Below are 19,827 nucleotides of genomic sequence, written 5' to 3'. Positions count from 1 at the left end.
TTTTTTGAAAGAGCGCCCATTTCGTTCAATGCATAAAAAATGTATTAAAATCTATTTGCATTTGTGAACGGGCTGCTCTTTCATCCGTGCATGAGAGTAATCCATTACTGCGTTACCGGAACACCATCATAAAGCTGCTTACAGAAGCTCAAAATCACTTGCTGCGACTTAGCCTCTGTCAACAATGTTAAATGATTTGATGCCTCCACCTTATGAACAGTTAACGTTGGCAACTTTTCCTTCCAACGTTCAGCGAAACTTATATAATCGTAGACCGTCCCTTTATCGATTAGCCGGAAATACGATTCCTGTTCTCCAAATAAGCTACTTATCGCATTACAAAAATAGTAGCAAGCGGTTTGCTGCGGATTAGGTAAAGAAGGCACTTCGTAGATAGCTGTACTCCGATCAAGCGTATCTAAAATTTTCTCTAGCTGCAGTACAGACTTACGCAACTGTTCAGGAGATTTCGCAGCATCTTTCTGAATTGCCAGCGTAATAAGCTGCTCAAGAAACGCCTCATCTGACTGTTCAAGCTCAACTTCCTGGTCGGCAATTAAGGTTAACTCTTCATTTGCTGAAAAAGCTAACAGCAAGTTAACCGATCTTAGCATGCGGTCTTTCTTCAAGTGATGTGGCGGAAGGGAAAGCCAATGCTGACGCATTTCATCATCTGCATAAATCGATTCCAGCATAATGATAGAGTTAACAGTTTCTCCTTGCATTTGAAGTTGACGAGCAACTTCATAAGCAATCATGCCGCCTAATGATAAACCGCCAAGATCATATGGGCCTTGCGGCTGTACAGATTGAATCATTTGCACATAATATTCTGCCATCGCCTCTATGCCTTCAATGGGCTCCTCGTCATTCATATACCCTTTTGCCTGTATACCATAGAATGGACGTTCAATATGATGAGCAATAAAACGATATACTTCTACTCCGCCAAAGCCACCATGAAACCAAAAAATCGGCTGCTTCTCACTAGCTTTATTTAATCTAACTAACTCTGGATAACGAATCCGTTCACCAGACGCTTTATTAATAAAGGCAGTACTATTTACTTGCTGTACTTGCTGCATAATTGCTTGCTGACTCATTAACTGTTCACTTGTTAGTTGCAGTCGTGTCGTTTGCTCATTCCCGCTGTTATTTCCTTCACTAGATTGGTTTGAGGCAGCAACAAGCTCTACCATATCTTGCACAGTTATACATTGATATAATGCTTCAAAATCAAGATCAGGGTTTATCATTTGCAATTGTTGCAGCGCTTGCGTCAAAATAATTGAATCAACTGCTAGATCTGCTAGAGTGCTAGATAAAGTAACCTCTGAGGAGGAAATAGCTAAAAACGAAGCAAGCATAGCAATGATTTTTTCACTTATCGCGGCATGTGATAAAGATTGTCCCGAGCTCACATCAAACTCGCTGTTAATATTCTCTCGTTGTGCTGATAGAGAAGCAGACTCCGATAATACTTGGGCAAATCCGTTGGTGGTTACCGCCTGATCTTTCTTTTCATTTTTTATAGGAATCCAATGGCGCTGCCGTTCAAATGGATAGGTTGGAAGCGGGATACGACGCGGCTTAAAGCCTTGATAGAATAGCTTTTTCCAGTCAACTGCCAAACCTTTTACCCATAGACTTATAATTTTATGGAATTCACCCTTATTAGCCCATGACTCGACAATTTCTTCAAGCCCTTCGTCTTCTGCAAATAATGCAACAATATCGTCATGCTTATTAACTCGTCCGCAATAAACCGCTTGGCTGTATGCTTGATCTCCAGCGCACCAAGCTTTAAGCTTGTCCTTAAGTTCCTGCATTGAAGCAGCAACAAAAGCAAGTCTTTCTTCCAGCGCTTCGCGTCCTACCTGAAGGGTATAAGCTATATTTATTAGCTCTTCATCCTTCATTTCGCGTTTTTCTAAAGCTTTTAGCAATCGCATAGCTTGTTCGCCTAAACGCTCTTCATTCTTCGCAGATAAAACGATGATTACGGGCAATAGTGATTGTGTACCCGATTTATGTTCAGCGTTCTCCGTCATATATTCTTCAAGTAAAATATGAGCATTTACTCCGCCAAATCCAAATGCGCTTACACCAGCTCTTCGTGGAATATCCGCTTGGATTCGCTGCCATGGCTGATTTTTGCTCTGAATATAGAACGGGCTATTTTCAAAATTAATATAAGGATTCATTTCCTTAACGCTAGGTATTCCTGGAATCATCTTATTTCTCATTGCAAGAAGCACTTTGATTACAGCACCAATCCCTGCAGCAGCCTCTAAATGTCCAATATTGCTTTTCAGAGAGCCTAATGTACAATGCGGCTGAACTTCATTAATCCCTTTGCGGTTATACAATTCTGTGAAAGCTTGTTTAAGTCCGTTAATTTCAATTGGGTCACCAAGTCTAGTTCCTGTGCTGTGAGTTTCAATATAAGTAATCGTTCTTGGATCTACACCCGCTTTCTCATACACATCTATCAATAAAGCTGCTTGTGCACTGGCATTCGGAGCAGTTAAAGAAGCGCTTTTCCCCTTATGCTTCGCAGCTGAACCGCGAATAAGCGCGTGAATATGATCTCCATCAGCAATCGCATCACTCAATTTTTTTAGCAAAATTGCCCCTACTCCTTCACTTCGCACCGTGCCATTAGCGTTTGCAGCAAATACATTGCACTCTCCATTATCACTTAACATTCCAGCTTCACTAAATGCGAGATGAACGGTAGGAGTAAGGATTATATTTACTCCTCCTGCAATTGCCATTTTACAAGCACCGCTACGAATAGCTTCCACCGCTTTATGGACAGCAACAAGTGAGCTAGAGCATGCAGTATCAACCGGTTCGCTCGGGCCGTGTAAATTTAATAAAGAAGAAATACGATTTACTAGCATAAAAGGCGTTCTGCCTGTTAGTACATATGGGTTCGATTCAGTTAAGTGCTGATCAAGCAACTGTCCATAATCCTGTGTGCCAATTCCAACAAAAATCCCAGTATCAGTTCCTGAAAGATCAGATGGCTTGTAGCCTGCATCTTCAATTGCACTCCAAGCAACTTCCAGGAAAAGTCTATGTTGCGGATCCATTACTTCTGCCTCACGAGGAGAAATACCAAAGAAGGAGGCATCAAATTTATCGACCTCCTTCATAAAACCTCCCCATTTCATTCTTGGGTCAGTAAATTTGCGCCAGTCAAACCGATCGTCAGGAATTTCGGTAATGAGATTACGCTGCTCAATAAGATGATTCCAAAACTCCTCTAAATCTTTAGATTGCGGAAAGATACCATGCATACCGATAATCGCAATCTGCTCATCCGCGTATACTTTACTCCTTTGCACACTTCCTCCTATTTGTCCATCATTGGCAAAATCGCCCGAGGATAGTTCCTCAGGCGATCGAGATATAGTTGATGTTGACAATGAAGAAAAGCGATCCTTAGCTATTTGAGATAATGAGGTAGAATTCGACTCCGCCTTATGAACTGGCTCACTATCGTCTATTACTTCAGCTTCCAGTAATTCGCTGTCGTTATATCCATAATACTGTTGTAAAGACTCTAGATAATTATCACATAAATACTTAGTAAGATTAGCGATGGTCGGCAGCTCAAGCTCAAAAATAACTGTCGGCATCATATTTAACTGAAAAAGTTCATTAATTTTATTCGTATAGAGCGTAATGCTAATTGAATCGAAACCATACTGCATCAAATCTTGATTAATCTCGATATTTGGCTGTTTAAGCATCTCACAAGCGATCTCTATTAGCTTGCGCTTTACCTGCTCATTTAAATTCGTTCGGTCTAGAACGCCTCCCGGGCGCTTAGCTGGGCTTGGCTTTCTAGCTGCAACGGCATGCTGCGCCTCATTGCTTTGTCTAATTTTAGCAGGCTCGCCATGATAGACCATCACATGATTTTTCTCTTGCTGTAACGCCTTTTCCAGTGCTTGAATTCCGATATCCGGTGTAATCGGATGAATCCCTTTTGTTTGCTTTAGAAATTGAATAACTTCGTCACTTAACCGCATTTCGCAATTCACCTTCTTCCCAATATGGCCAATTTATACTAAGTATCTTGCCTGAACGAAGACCTTGAACTCTCATCGCTTCACGATAATCTGCAAAACTATTTAGAAAGCTATTAGCGTAGGCATAATCAGCTTGTCCAACATTACCAAGCTGTGATATAGAGGAGAATAATACAAAGAAATCAAGCTCTTCATCTCTAGTCGCTTCATCTAACCAAATCGTGCCATTAACTTTTGCCGCCAGCACTGATTTCACTTCATCATACGTTTTGTTCACGAGCAGCTTGTCGTTAAGTATGCCGGCGCAATGTAATATACCGTGAAGCTTGCCAAAGCGGCTGCGAACTTGCTCTAAGGCATACATTGCCTCCTCGCGTACGCTTATATCAGCTTTAATGTACATAACCTCGGAACCAAGCTTTTCAAGCTCTGCTAATGCAGCCCGTTTTCCTTCATCTAAATCAGAGCGTCCAATTAGCACTATTTTCGATTGAATCGAGCTTGAAAGATGCAGCGCTAAAACGTAACCTATACCTCCCATACCACCTGTAATTAAGTAAACCCCATCGTTACGGAATGGCATATTGCTGCCGGCTTGTTGCGGAGCTTCTGTCTCTTTTAGTCGTTTTACATATCGTGCTTTATTACGATAAAGCACCTCAACCTCATCGTCGTTAATAAATTCTGTAGCCGCAATATGCTCAGGTCGTATCTCCTCGGATTGAATGCCGATCACTTTATAAACATATTTTGGATGCTCTAAACGGACAGTTTTCATAAATCCACTTAGCGCTCCACTAAGTGCTGCAGCAACACTTTTGTCCTCATAATAAAAATGAAGCAGCTTCACTAGCTGTCGCGGTGCACTCTCTGCTAATGCTTGCGTTAAGTAAAACAATGAATAAATGCCATGCTGCATGCTCTCCTCAATATGTTCGTTTGAGCAATCGCATGACCATTGATGAACAATGTTTAACGGTTCAAGTCCTTGCTGCTTAAGCTCATCTAGTAGTCTTAGATAGTCTTCTTTTTTTCCCGGATGAATCACGTACGTATTATTGCCGCAATTTTCAAACCGCTGGCCATACTTAACGATAGTAATTACTGAGTTAGAGGCATAACGCTCACGCGCTTGCACATCGTTAGTAAATAACAGCAACGGTTCATTGATTGCTGTCACTTGCTGCTTCCATTCATCCTTCACCCAATCGCTATAATAATATAACGTTGCTGTATTAACCGATGTTCTGTCCGCTATACTATCCGTAATGACATCGCCCATCTCTCTAGTCATAGTCTCTGTCGCTGCATTTATCGCGCGAATCGAATAATTTCGAATAAACGCTACTGTTCGTCCTTCATTATCGATTAGCGTCATATTAAATTTTGAGGTTGGACTCCTATCAGACGCTAAATCTAGAGAGCGGACAGCATGGACAAAGCATTGCTTCGGAAATGGACGGATCAACTCAATCTCGTCAATAGCAAACGGCATAAATGGAGCAATATCGCGCCCCTGCATAAGTCCCACAACGGTTTGCAAACATCCTTCCAATAGCGATGGATGCAACACAAATTTATCGAAGGCAGCTTCTTGTCCTTGCGGCAATACGATTTGTGACAATGCTTCAGAGCTGTTAAAATGCAGCGTCTGGATCGGACGAAAAGCTGCACCGTATTGATAAACAGTGGAAGCTCCCTCCGCCTCGTAAAACTCAGAGTGACTAATTACTCCTTCACATCTTGCCAGACAGCCTGCAATATCGAAAATTTGTTGAACCTCTCTCTCCTCTGATAGTTCCTCCGCAGTGTAAAACTCAAGCTTTCCTTGCGCATGAATCATACGTTGTCCAAAATCATTTGTATACACTTGGAAAGCAGCTTCCTGCTCAAGCGGACGAAGCTGAATTGTTACCTCCCGCTCTCTTTCAACAACGATTGGACTAGACCAAACGATTTGCTTTATTTTGCGTACTTTGCGCCCTGCAGCAAGCTCACCTGCTGCTCTGCTCATCTCAACATATGCCACACCTGGCAGCACCTTTTTGCCATTAATGACATGATCCGCTACATAAAACTCATTTCCTCGCAACATTGTGACATATTGCTGGGACGTAAAATCAGAAATGTTACGGTCAATTAGCGGGTGCAGTTGAGCGTATGAAGGCTTTACATCATTTATTATTGTCGATGCCTCCGGCTTGTTAACTTTAGCTTTCCAATACTTTTCCTTTGCAAACGGATAAGTAGGTAAACTAACACGAAATGGCAAATGCGTATAGAGCAACTTCCAATCTAATTGATAGCCTCTTACCCATAGCTCTGCCAGCTTCTCCTTTCTATCTTTTGCAATCCATCTGTCAATAAGTTCGTTTAAATCTTCATCCTGCATTAGCCAATAATTTAACGATTCCGACATTCCTTGCTTATTCTCGTGCCAACGACCGTTACTCGGTTCACCATTAACATAGGCTGTCAATTTGCTAATTAGCTCTGCCGAATCCTTCACTATAAATACGACCCGACTGCTCATAGCTTCTCTGCCAACTTGCAATGTATATGCAATATCCTCCAGCCATGGATGAGCAAACTCACTATTCATATATTGCAGCAGCTCATCGGCATACGCGATTAAACGTTGCTCATTGCGAGCTGACAATGGGATTAACAAGCTTCTGCCTCCCGCTGAATTATCCTTGCGCAGAGACCTTCTTCTATCAATGTATTGTTCGAAAATAGCATGTCCATTCGTTCCGCCGATTCCAAAAGAGCTAAGCGCTGCGCGATGCGGAACAGCTTTGGCTTCCAAAGTTTGCAATTGATCAACGACATAAAAAGGGGTTTCTTGAAAGTTAATCTCACGATTTCCTTTTTTATAATTTAACGATGCAGGAATTTGATTATGATATAGGCTTAGTGAAAGCTTAATACAGCCAGCTAAACCAGCAGCCGTATCTAAATGTCCAATATTTGTCTTCACGGATCCGATGCCGCAAAATTGTCGCTCACTCGTATATTTTTGATAGATTTGACTAAGTGCTGCGATTTCAATCGGATCGCCCAGCTTCGTTCCAGTGCCATGTGCTTCAATATAGCTAATGCTGCGCGGGTCAATCTTTGTCGCTTTAAGCACACGCTCGATAACATCTGCTTGCCCCTTAACGCTAGGAGCATAAAAGCCTACCTTATCTCCCCCATCGTTGTTTACTTTAATCCCGCGCAACAACGCATAAATATGATCCCCGTCCGCAATCGCTTGACTCGCGCGCTTCAGCATAATAACCGCAACACCTTCGCCGCCAACCATCCCATCTGCCGTCTCATCAAATGCTTTTAAATGCCCATCACTCGAAAAATTTAAGCCCGGCATGTGAACATAGCCAGCACTTGTTGCACTATGAAGCGTTGCTGCTCCTACTAATGCATAGTCACTGTCTCCATTGCAGATAGCTTGGTACGCAGCATACAGACCAGCCAAAGACGATGAGCAGTTGGAATGAACAGAAAAGCTAGGTCCTTTTAAGCCAAGTTGATAGGAGATCATCGTTGGGATTGTTCCGCTTTGACTTAATAGCCAAGCTACATAATCATCTGGATTATCCATAATTTGAACCGTTTCACTCTGTTCAGAGGATTGGTAATAATTATTGCTTGAAGACATAAAAACAGCTGTGTTTTGCACTTCCTTCACGCAATAACCAGCATCCTCTACTGCTTTCCACGAATGCATCAGCAGTAGCCGCATTTGCGGATCCATTCGCTCGGCATCCTTTGGTGAAAGATTGAAAAACTCGGGATCAAACCATTCTTTGCCTTCTATCGTTGATTGAATTGGGACATAAGCTGGATTTTGCATTAATTTTCCAGAGATATTCAATGAGGCTAGCTCCTCATCAGATAGTAACCGTACACTTTCTTTACCTTCACGCAAGTTTTCCCAAAATTGACGATAGCCGTTAGCATCAGGGAAATGACACGAGATACCGATAATTGCAACACTATCTTGAATATAGCTAGGTAACTGTTTCCTCTCATTATCATGTTTTATCTCATTCATACTTGCTGCTAATTGTTCTGTTAATTCCTCTGCTGTATGCTTTTCGTCGTCCTGCTCCTTCTCTTTAGTTTTCAATTCCATAATAAAGCTGCATAGCTCTTTAACATTAGAATGCTCGAAAAGATTTGTCACCGTAACTTCACAGCTAAACTCCTTACTAATTCTTGCTGCAGCCGTCACTGCTGTAAATGAATCTCCACCCGCTTCAAAAAAGCCATCATCTGGATCAATTTCTTCCGTTCCGATAACCTCTTTCCAAATTGCAATAATTTTCGTTTCCGTTTCCCGGGCTGACATCGAGGAGACCGTTTCACTTTTGGAAAGATGCTCTGTCCGTTTAGCCAGTTCCAGCTTATTGACTTTCCCGTTTGGAGTCAGAGGAATCTCATCCAGTTCGGTATACACTGCTGGTATCATATGGGCTGGAAGCCACTTTTTCATATAAAGGCGCAAATCTTTTAGATCAAGCTTGTTATGACGAGCATGTTCGTGACGAACATAAAATGCTCTTAACTGCGCGTGACCTTGATGATTATGGATAACTACAGCACTCTCTCTAATGGTTGGATACATATTCAGTCTAGCCTCGATCTCCCCTGTTTCGATGCGATAACCATTTAGCTTTACTTGCCCGTCAATACGCCCCAAATATTCAATTTCCCCGTTTGCTAGCCATCTTGCCGAATCCCCAGTGCGATACATTTTCGTTCCTTGTTGAAAAGGATTAGCAATAAAGCGTTCTGCCGTTAACTCAGCTCTGTTTAAATAACCTTGAGCTATGCCGTCACCGCCAATATATAGCTCTCCTGGAACACCAATTGGCACAGGCTGCATTTTCTCGTTTAGAATATAGATTTGTGTATTAGCAATTGGTTTACCAATCGTAATCCGTTCATTATGCCTAATCTGCTTAATCGTCGACCAAATCGTAGTCTCCGTTGGTCCAAATAAATTCCACGCTTCACTTTCTGTTTCCGCAAAATATTGCTTTAATCTGACAGGAAGAGCTTCACCGCCGCACAAAATTTTTACCTTCTCCTCATTTCGCCAGCCATACAGAAAAAGCGCCATCCATGTCGCTGGTGTCGCTTGCATTAAAGTTGGTCGAACAACTTGAATTTCACGAAGCAATTGCTCAACATTTTTTATTTTATTTGTTTCACAAATATAGCATGTAGCGCCACAAATCAATGGCAAATACAATTCCAGACCAGAAATGTCAAAACAGAAGGTTGTAACTGCAAGCAAAGAATCCCCTGCTTTTATGCCCGGCTCCTGCTCCATCGACTGTAAGAAATTCGTTAAGGAGAAATGTCGGATCATTACCCCTTTCGGATTTCCCGTGCTGCCAGAAGTATACATTACATAAGCTAAACGCCCTGTGTCATCGTATCGTTGCAGCTTCTTTGCGCTTACCGCACTTTGTTCAATACTGTGCCAATCGCTATCTAGGGAAACAAACATTGCCCCGTTTTCAAGTAACTTATTAAGTTTGTCCTTTAATGAGGATTGACTAATAACAATGGAAATTTTACTGTCTTGAATCATATAACTTAAGCGCTCAATAGGATAATTAGGGTCTAGTGGCACATAAGCCCCGCCTGACTTCATAATGCCAAGCAAACCTATAAGCAAGTTCAATGACCGCTCGACGCTTATTCCAATTAGACTGCCTGGCCTCACTCCTTGCTGCTGCAAATAAATAGCTAATGCTGTACTTCGCTCGTCCAGCTCACGATAGGTAAGCTTTTCATTTTCAAAAACGACAGCGATTGATTCAGGTGTTTTTCTCGCTTGCTCCTCAAACAACTCATATACGCATTTATCTTTTGCATAAGGAATTTCTGTTTTATTCCAATTCTTGATGATTAATTGCTCTTCCTGAGGGGAAAGTAAACGATAATCCCCGAGCTTCCCCTCTGCTTTATAAATAGCTTCTTCTGCCAAACGCACTAGCTGTTCAGTCATTCGCTCAATTGTTGCCGATTCAAAAAGCTGCGGATTATACTTCATATTCAAGTGTAAACTGTGATCGTTTTCTGATACTTCCAGAGCAAGCTCATATTCTCCTTGCTGACCGATTTCTGTTACTAGCTCAAAAGCAAATTCACGATGATTGGCTTCAAGCTGACGAAGCTGACTGCCAGAAATGAAATTTTGATAGAAAAAGCCAACTTGGAAAATTGGTGAAATCGTTAATGAGCGCTTTAAATTTAGCTCCTTTACTATTAGTGGAAACGGATAATCTCCGTGGTCTATTCCTTCCAGCATCGTTAGCTGAATTTGTTTTGCAAGCTCAGCAAAACTCATCTCAGCATTGAAGTGACTGCGGATCGGAATCATATTAATAAAGTAGCCAATACTATTATCAAATCGCTCATTAGGTCTCCCCATACTCGCCATACCAACAATCAACTCGCGCTGATTTGAATATTGATAGAGCAGTACATTAAATAATGATAGAAATAAAGCGGTCATACTAATGCGCAGCGATTTGCTTAATGCTCTAAGTTGCTCAAGGAGCTCTTGATGAACAATTTTGCGATGTACTGCCCCTTGAAATGCATTTGCCTGATGGCGAGGATAGTCTGTCGCCAGCTCTAGCAGCGGCAATTCTCCAGAAAGCTGCTGTTTCCAATAATTTCGCTGGGCTTCTCCTTTTTCACTTGCTAATATCTCCTGCTCCCATTCAACAAACTCATCATATTGAGCGGAAAGAGGGACATTTGCCAAAGAATGCCCCTTCAACAATGCAAGATAACTGTCTAGCAACCCCTGTACTAAAGTTACCAATGAGCCTCCATCTGAAATAATATGATGAACGTTGATTAGCACCAGATACTCATTATCTGCTCTTTGATATATATCCGTGCGAATTAATGGACCTTCCTGCAAGGAGAAAGGTTCATGTGCCGCCCGTTGAACGAATGGCAAGATTTCCTCTCGATCTAGCTCAGCAATATTATGAAGCTTAAATGCTAAACGCTGATTTTGCTGAACAATGCGAAAAGGAACACCATCCTCTTCAATAATGACGCTTTTTAAGATTGGATGCTGCTCCAGTACATGGAGAAGTGCTTGCTGAAATAGCTTAATATCTAATTGCTTACGTATCCAAAAGCAAATTGGCAAATGATAGGCACTATTGCCTGGAGCAAGCTTTTCTAGCAGCCAGATCCCTTTCTGCCCTTCAGAAAGCGGCTTCTTGCTCATTGCTTGCTTCTTCATTTCTTGCAGCTTTTGACTAAGCTCGCTTGTTGATATTTTTCCATCCTTATACTTTTGCAACAGCTCATTAACTATCATCATCTATCTACTCCTATCAATTGTTCCAGTTGATCAAGTTTAATGTCACCATGAACAAACTTCTCAAGTGCTTCAATTACTTCCTTATCTTGATATACTTGCGGCTGCAGCTTTACTAACTCATTGTCATCACTGCTTACCGCCTTAGTACCGCCATCAGGATTATGCATAAGCTTAGCTGATAAGTAAGTAGAGATAGCGTTAATCGTGCTGTATTCATAAAGCTCTCGACTGGAAAGCTGCAAAGCAAATCGCTGCTGGACATCACGAATAAATTTTTTCATTAAAATTGAATCTGCTCCTAAATCATACAGCTCACGATTCGGAGAAATAGCTGAGATTGGAATTTCTAGCTTATCAGCAAAAAATTCAATAATATACTGCTGCAGCTTCTTAACAGAGGCATTAGCTTCAACTTCGTTACTATCGGTCAAAACAGTTACAGATTGGTTAGTTGGTTCACTAGCGGAATTTGCAGCAAGCCAATAGCGCTCCTTCTTAAATGGATAAGTAGCTAGCGGAACAATTTTTCCACGTTCCTTGCCTAAAACAAGCTCCCAATCTATTTTCTTTCCTTGTACCCATTGTGTTGCTAGACTAATGAGCAAATCATTATCGTTTGCTATTAGAGCAGCATTAGTGTTTATAGCCCCTAATCCATTGTCAAGGCTGCCATAAATTACTGGCACAGTACAGCTATGCTGCGATGCATTTACACCGTATTGCAAATAATGTGTTAAGCCATCAAGTAATTGCTCCTTCGTTCTCGCTACGATGGCTAGTCTATCCTCCATCTCTTCTCTTCCTACCTGTAATGTGTAGGCAAGATCTGCAAGAGCAAGCTCTTTTTCAGCAATATCATTCCGCATTCTGTCCACCAATTTATGCAGCTGCGCGTGATCCACTGCGGAAAAGATAAATAGATACGGTTTATCTCCTTCCATCGGCTCTAGCTTGCTTGTCTCTTCATTAAATTCCTCAATAACAGCAAATGCGTTGGTTCCGCTATTCGCCGATGTACTAATTGCTCCAAGTCTTGGCATGTTGTTGCGGGTTATCCATTCTTGATTTTCACTGCATGCAATAAATGGTGCGCTGGCAAAGTCTATATCAGAATTGGCAGCTTGAAAATGATGCAAGCCAAGCATCGTTTTAGCGTTCATCGCTTTTACCATTGTCACTAAGCTGACAAGTCCAGATGCAGCAAAGGTATGCCCGATTAAAGGCTTAACTGAGCTAATGTAACCAAGCGGACCTTGTGCTGCGTAGCTGCCAAAAACTTTTCGCAAGCCTTCAATTTCTGCAGCATCGCCAAGTTTTGTGCCAACACTGTGGGCAAGTATATATTGAACTGCAGCAGGATCAATATCGTATTTGCTCAATGTATTACGAATTAATTCTGCCTGACGAACAGGATTAGGGGTCATCATGCCGTGACCTCTTCCGTTATAATTTACGCCGCTCGCTTTAATACAGCCGTAAATATGATCGTTATCTCGCAGTGCTTTTGATAACGGTTTAAGCAAAACTGCTACAACAGCCTCACTTGGCACCATCCCTTCAGCACGTTCATCGAATACATAGCAATTTCCCGTAGGAGATAACAAGTCAAGCATTTCCATCCCTATAAACGCTGTTGGAGATAGGAATAAATTAATGCCTCCAACTAGCGCCATTTCACAATCATCCTGTCGCAATGCTTGGCAGGCTTGATGTAAAGCGACCAAACTTGAGGAGCAGGAAGCAGTAACTGACAAATTAGGACCTTTCAGATCGAGTAAATAAGCAATTCGCGCAGACAAAACAGCATTTTGATTACTGTATAATTTCCCTTGCTGCTTAGCGATAAAGCCATACTCTCCTTCTTCGATACCAACATACACGCCGCATGATGTTCCCTTAATTCGCTCGCCCATGTAGCCAGCATCCTCAAGCGCACGCCAAGCTTCCTCTAAAAACAAACGTTGACATGGATCCATCATATGTGCTTCTTTAGGCGAAATTTTGAAAAATAGCGGATCGAAGCAATCAATATCCTTAAGAAATCCTCCTCGTGAAGAATAGCTGTCAACGGCATTTGCAGCAGCTCCCGCATTCATCTTCCAATACCAACGATCAGAGGGCAGTTCCGTAATACTTTCTTTCCGTTGACTTAAATTGTGCCATAGCTCATCTATCGAGTCTGCTCCCGGAAACCTACCGCTCATTCCGATTATGGCAATTGGTTCAGTCAATTTTTCGGTATATGTGAACTCTTTGACGGCTATATTTTGCTGTTTCTCCCTAGGTGGAACAAGATGCCGCTCGTTCCGTTCACTCACATTTATTTGTCGCTGCTCAATCTGTTCCATCTCAGTTTGTCCCTGTGTCTTTTCTATTGATAAGCTTCGCTCAATCGTCTCACTTGCACTGGTGTTTGCATCTGTCGCAACGTCTGTCTCTTTTTGCAGTTGTCCATGATATGCCTGTGCAACAAGTGCTTGGTGCTCATCAATTAAAAATTGAGCAATTTTTTTAATCGTTGCATATCCAAGTAAAGACGATGTTGTTACAGCTACTCCGTACAAGTTTGAAATCTTATCAGCAAATTCAAACAAATTAATCGAATCAAAGCCATACTCTGTTAAATGCCCATTCTCATCCAGCTTCTCAATTGGAAGATGATGCTGACTGCTAATTGCTTCCTTCAAATCTTGTACTACTAACGGTAACAAAACATCACTCGGGTTTTTGTTGTCTGAATTTTCGTAATATTGTGTCGATATTTGTATAACGTTTGAGTTGAGCTTAAGCGAATCATTATCTGCTAAATGATTTGGTTCAGCCTCCAACCTGTTTAGAAACTGCTGTACTTTCTTGCGTTCTCCTAGCAAAACGAGATGCTGTGAGCGCGGCTGAGAAAGCAGCTGCTCAAAGATAAGCATTCCTTCCTCGCTTTCTAAATATCGCTGACCACTAGCTGTCAAATACTTTTCATTGTTATCTTCCAATCCCATACCGCCATTACGCCATAGCGGCCAATTGATAACAACTGTTCTGCCTAATAATTCCTGCTCCGCCTCTTTTAAGTTTTTATAGTAAGCATAGGCCATTAAAAAGCGATTGCCGATAGCATAATCACAAGTGCCAAAATCGCCCAATATTGCTGCAGAGGACGAAAAATAACAAGTAAAGTCAAGCTCGTCTTCCTTTAAAAGCTCATCCAAAATAAGTGTGCCGTGTATTTTTGGAGCAATCACGGCTTCAAAATTGCTATAATCCTTATGCAAAATACTTTGCGGATCAACTAAACCTGCTGCGTGAATCACTCCGTTAATTGCGCCAAATTGCAATCTAGCCGCTGCTAACCCGCTGCTAAGAGCTTTGGTATCAACGATATCAGCCTGAATATAGTAAACACGCCCTCCTAATTGCTCAAGCTTGCGAGCAAGTCTCTGTTTTTGCTCATCAAATGGAGAACGACCGTTAATTATAAGTTTCGCTCTGTATTGCTTAGCTAGATGACACGCTACAATCATGCCTAATTTTCCAAAGCCGCCCGTAATCCAATATGTCCCGCCTGTTTTTAGTGGAGCATACCCAGGAGTAAAGTCTGTCTCTCGCAATTTGAGTTCATATCTGCTATCTTTTTTATAAAGCACGCTATGCGACTTACTTGAAATATCCAGCTCCATACATAATTGCCGAGCCATTTCCGCGTTTAACTGACCAGTCTGCAGCTTTTGCTCTGCTTGCTGAATAACCGCTTTAACCGACGTCTTAGAAACCATCGGACCAATTGAACGCTCAAAGCCAATCCATGATTCAAGATAGCAACGTTCATATTGATTTTGATAATACGAGCCTAAAAGTAGTAAAGATGGCTCAAGTTTTGCCGAGGAAATTCCCTGCAAAATATGGACAATGACGCGATAATCCTGGAGTAAATCTCGCTCCTCATATGCCCACATATAGACAATAGCAGAGACCTCTCCTACCTCATTTTTTATACGATGAAATGCTTTTTCATAATCTTCTTTTTCATTGCCTGCCAGATAATAAACATTTCTGTCTGATTCCACTTTCACACAGTCTCTAGACAAAAAAACTATTTTTGCTTGCGGATGAATCGCTTGTAATTGGCTTTTAAATAATGCTTGGTTAGCTGGATTTGACAACAAACATACGACTGTATTTGGCGAAGGCTGATTTTTATTGGATAACGGTGTGTTTACCCAATCCTCTGTAAACAACATCAGATCGGATAAACTGTTTAACAGAGCATTTGTACTAACCGTTGGCTCTACGATTGATGCAACATGCTCTGCGTTATTAGATCCGCGATAAGATAACGCATTCTGCTTGACTAAATCCTTTTTAGCCGAACTTCCGTTAGTGTTAAGGTTATCGTCATTGCTGCTAATCCAACACCGCTCCTTCGCAAATGGATAAGTTGGCAGTGAAATACGCTGTGGCGTCGCGTTATCGTAAAGCTGGTACCAATTAATTTCGGCACCATTAACCCATAATTGCAATAATAAATTTCCATCACGATACTTTATCCAGTGATCGATCGCCTCTTGTTTATCTTTATCCGATATTGAACGCAATGCACTACCATTAGCTGTTTTGCTTGAGCTGCGATAAATGATTAAATCAGAAATATAAGCATCATTTCTATCATGTTCATATACACTTAGCAGCTTTAAGCGTAGCTCTGCAAGTGAGCTTGCCGTGAACGCTATGCGTGCGCTCATGCTGGAACGGCTAACTTGCAACGTATAAGCAATTCGTGGCAAATCCTGTTCAATATACTCTCCGCTGTCTAATGCTTTAATAAATCGACTGACATATTCATTTAATCTGTTTTCATCCTTTGCCGACAATACAAAAAGCTGAGTGTCTCTGGTATTGCTATCTCTTCCAGCTTGTCCTTTCTCCTTGCATGATCCAATATATTCCTCGACAACAAGATGCACATTGGTGCCTGTTGCTCCAAAAGAATTAATTGCGGCACAACGCGGTTTGTTTTCTGTCGTTTCCCAAGGAATTAACTCCGTATTAACAAAAAATGGGCTGTTTCTTTCATCAACACTGGAATTGCCATGCTCGTAATTTAATGTTGGAGGAATTTGTCGGTGCTTAAGTGATAACAATACTTTGATAAGTCCCGCTATACCAGCACCAAAAAACGCATGTCCAATATTACTTTTTAACGATCCTAGCGCACAATAACCGCTCTGGGTCGTAAACTGTCTGAACGATTCAGTCAGTGCTTCATATTCAATAGCATCGCCTAACTTCGTACCAGTGCCATGGGCTTCAATCATTGTAATATTTCGTGGATCAATGCCAAACTTCTCATAAACACTAGTTTGCAGGCGAATTTGAGATAATTTGCTAGGAGCCGTTATTCCATTCGTTTTACCGTCTTGATTAATCCCCCAACCGCGGATAACTCCATAAATATGATCGTTATCGGCAATTGCCTTATCAAGCAGCTTCAAAACAACTACACCAATTGCCTCAGCTACAACAGTACCGTTTGCCCGTTCATCAAATGAGTAGCATACACCATCAGGTGAGAATAGCAAAGATTGACTTGACCCGACAAGAATGCTAGGAGTTGTATATACAGAACCGCCTCCGGCAATTGCAACCTCGCAGTTGCCCATTACGAGATGATTGCAAGCCTCTGCTACTACCGTTAACGTAGAGGAGCAGGCAGTGTCAATTGACATAGCCGGACCTGTAAAATTAAGCAAATATGATAGTCTGCCCGCTGGATATGAATCAGTAGGAACATAATAGCCTGCAATTTCCTGTTGAATTGTATTACTATAATCCCCTTTAGCCAAGCAATAAACGCCCCAAGGTTTACCGCTTAATTGCTGTGGATCGTAGCCTGCATCTTCAATTGCCCGCCACGCCTCCTGAATAAACAAACGCTCACTCGGATCCATAAATTGAGCATCACGAGGGGAAATTTTGAAAAAGAGCGGATCAAATTTATCAATATCGGCTAAAAATCCGCCCCACTTGGAATACGTTTTTCCAGCAGTTTTTGGATTAGGATCGTAATAATCCTCTATATCCCAGCCCCGATCTTTCGGAGCTTCCTTTACACTGCTTCGTCCATTACGCAGATTTTCCCACAATTGATGTACATTGTCCGCGTCTGGAAATATACCAGACATCCCAATGATCGCTACTGCCGGGTAATGCTCTTGTTTCTCGCTTATTGTACTTAAGTGCTGCGCTTGTTCAACTGCTTCTCTATTTTCCTTATCAAGCGGTTTAGAAGGAGCCTTATCATTGACAGCTAATTTACTATTATCTAAACAATCACTCGTAAATATTGTCTTACAATGATTATAAAACTGCTGAACTAGAGCTTCTTGCTGCAATAGATCTAGATGATTATCTCCAGCCAAAATGATAGTTTGCATATTAGGCAACAGTTCGCTCCAGCCTTCTAGCAACGGCAGTAGAGAGCCTAGTTCTTGCTGTATGCGCTCTAAGTAATCCGGATTGCGTAACGTTTGCGATACTGCTTTTGCTGATTGTGTGTGAAACAACACCGATTTAAGCTGCTGCGGCATAGGTAGCGGCTGTGCCCGATATTTACTGATTGCATGTAAATTAGCCTGATGTACCTCTGCCATCGATTGCAGCTTAAACAACAGCTCGTTCTCGGCTTGTTTCACTCCTTTTTGCTTACAAAGAAAAACAAGATATAATGCCAATCGATCATCAGGAACGTGTGAAACTTCCTCTTCTGTTATTTGATATTGCTGCCAATCAATCTCATCGCGAGCATCGTTTCGTAGCTGAGCACTGTCACGATTTAATAGCGATAACAAGAGAAAATTAGCATTCATCAGCAAATTATTGCGCGGATTCGTAGCAAACCAAGCTCCTGCAGCATCCGACAGCAATGGAGACTCTACTAATACTAATGAATCTACGCGCTCCCCATTCAGCTGCAATTGTCGAGCCATCTCGTATGCTACTGTTCCGCCGAATGAAAATCCAGCTAAATGATATGGTCCCTTTGGCTGTATTGACGTCACGATTTCGCAATAATACTTAGCTAACTCCTGAACTGAGGCAAGCGGGCGTGACTGGGAGGAAAGAAAGCCGCGAGCTTTAATAGCTATAAGCTTAAATGCACCATCCGCCAAACTAGCAATTTGATTGTAGACACCAACATCTCCAGACAATGGATGAATCCAAAATGTAATTGGGCCATCGCCATCTGTATATAATGGAACAACTTCAGGATAGTTTCGAATCGTATGACGCAGTCGCTGCTTTAAAGATTGCGATGATAATTGCTGCACGTGCTCCTGCATTAAAATAGGTTGCTGTGATCTTGCAGACTGCTCTTGCTGCTCGCTAGGTTGCTCCGTTTTATTTTTGGCTATTGCAACTTGTTGCTGCTCCCCGCTTCTGCATAGTTGCAGCAACTCGCCAAGACTATATCTATTCAAATCGCCTAAGGAAAGCGACAATCCCAATTGATTGTGTAAAAAGGTAACAATTTCACCTAAGTCTAAGGAATCTAGGCCAAGAGTTGATAGATTTTGCCGTTCATCAAGATAATCGACTGCCAGTTTTCGATATACTAATTCTAACAGCTGCTTATCTCCGCTCTGATCATTTTCTGCAGCCTGCTTATTGTCTTTTCCTTGCTGATTTTGTACAGAAACGATATCGCCCCAAACACGATGATTAATATCATATTCAATAAGTACACCGTAACCTGAATTTTCAATATCTTTAGGCCGATAGTTCGTCAGCAAGCCTAATACTTTCGCTCCGTGCAACTGATGAAATTTCAAAATTGGATCGTCAAACAGACCATTTTTGTAAATCTGTTTCAAATACTCTTGAATTGTTGAGTAACCAGATCTAGCAACATCACGACAACGTGTAACCGCATAAATATGGTCAATTTCAGGGTGCAAAGAGAAATATTGTAGCACAAACTCTAGCAGCTCATTTCCCCAGCCTTTATCTTGCCAATCCGTCGCTATATTGAGGGCAATAAACTGAACGCAATTACCATTTAGTTGACGAAAAGAAGCTAGCGTTGCAGATGTAATTTCCTTAATGCTTTCCTTATAAATACGCTGAGTATATATTACGCCTCTTACAACACCGCAGTTCTCCAAGACAAAAGTAAAGCAGGCAGGATCAACTAGGCGCTGCTCAATCTCCGCTCTGTCGGTCTGCAAAGGTGCTGCCCAACATTGGCGCTCAATCTCCATTAATTCATTAATATCACTAGGCAACGCTAAGCGAATTCGGTAATCACGCTCGACCATATATTCCTCACGAAACAAACCGCTTTTCAACTGAGACTCGAAGCGGATATCAGGAAAAAGCTGCTTTTCAGCTGCAAGCAACAACTTATTATGGTGATGTAAATGAGTCATC

At 41.7% G+C, this 19,827-nt stretch carries 3 protein-coding genes; all 3 read right to left on the bottom strand.

Features of this window, described 5'->3' with window-relative positions; genetic code table 11:
• Positions 1–104: 104 nt before the first annotated feature.
• Genes AC2TDL_RS15430 through AC2TDL_RS15420 form a run of 3 tightly spaced genes read right to left on the bottom strand, consistent with a single transcriptional unit; the run spans position 105 to position 19,826 of the window.
• Positions 105–4,043, bottom strand: coding sequence for a beta-ketoacyl synthase N-terminal-like domain-containing protein (locus AC2TDL_RS15430; protein WP_484696961.1), 3,939 nt, complete (start codon positions 4,041–4,043; stop codon positions 105–107).
• A complete protein-coding gene (locus tag AC2TDL_RS15425; RefSeq protein WP_484696960.1) occupies positions 4,030–11,409 on the bottom strand; it encodes an amino acid adenylation domain-containing protein in 7,380 nt (2,459 codons plus the stop codon). The genes AC2TDL_RS15430 and AC2TDL_RS15425 overlap by 14 nt, the downstream gene beginning before the upstream one ends.
• A complete protein-coding gene (locus AC2TDL_RS15420) occupies positions 11,406–19,826 on the bottom strand; it encodes an SDR family NAD(P)-dependent oxidoreductase (RefSeq protein ID WP_484696959.1) in 8,421 nt (2,806 codons plus the stop codon). Before AC2TDL_RS15420 ends, AC2TDL_RS15425 begins: the two co-directional genes overlap by 4 nt.
• Position 19,827: the final 1 nt, after the last annotated feature.

The organism is Paenibacillus sp. plas6, from assembly GCF_057221655.1.
This window is presented reverse-complemented; position numbering and strand designations above follow the sequence as displayed.

Bases quoted from the DNA above. Each gene is read 5' to 3' on its own strand.
- AC2TDL_RS15420 (WP_484696959.1), bottom strand. From the start codon at position 19,826: ATGACTCATTTACATCACCATAATAAGTTGTTGCTTGCAGCTGAAAAG.
- AC2TDL_RS15425 (WP_484696960.1), bottom strand. From the start codon at position 11,409: ATGATGATAGTTAATGAGCTGTTGCAAAAGTATAAGGATGGAAAAATA.
- AC2TDL_RS15430 (WP_484696961.1), bottom strand. From the start codon at position 4,043: ATGCGGTTAAGTGACGAAGTTATTCAATTTCTAAAGCAAACAAAAGGG.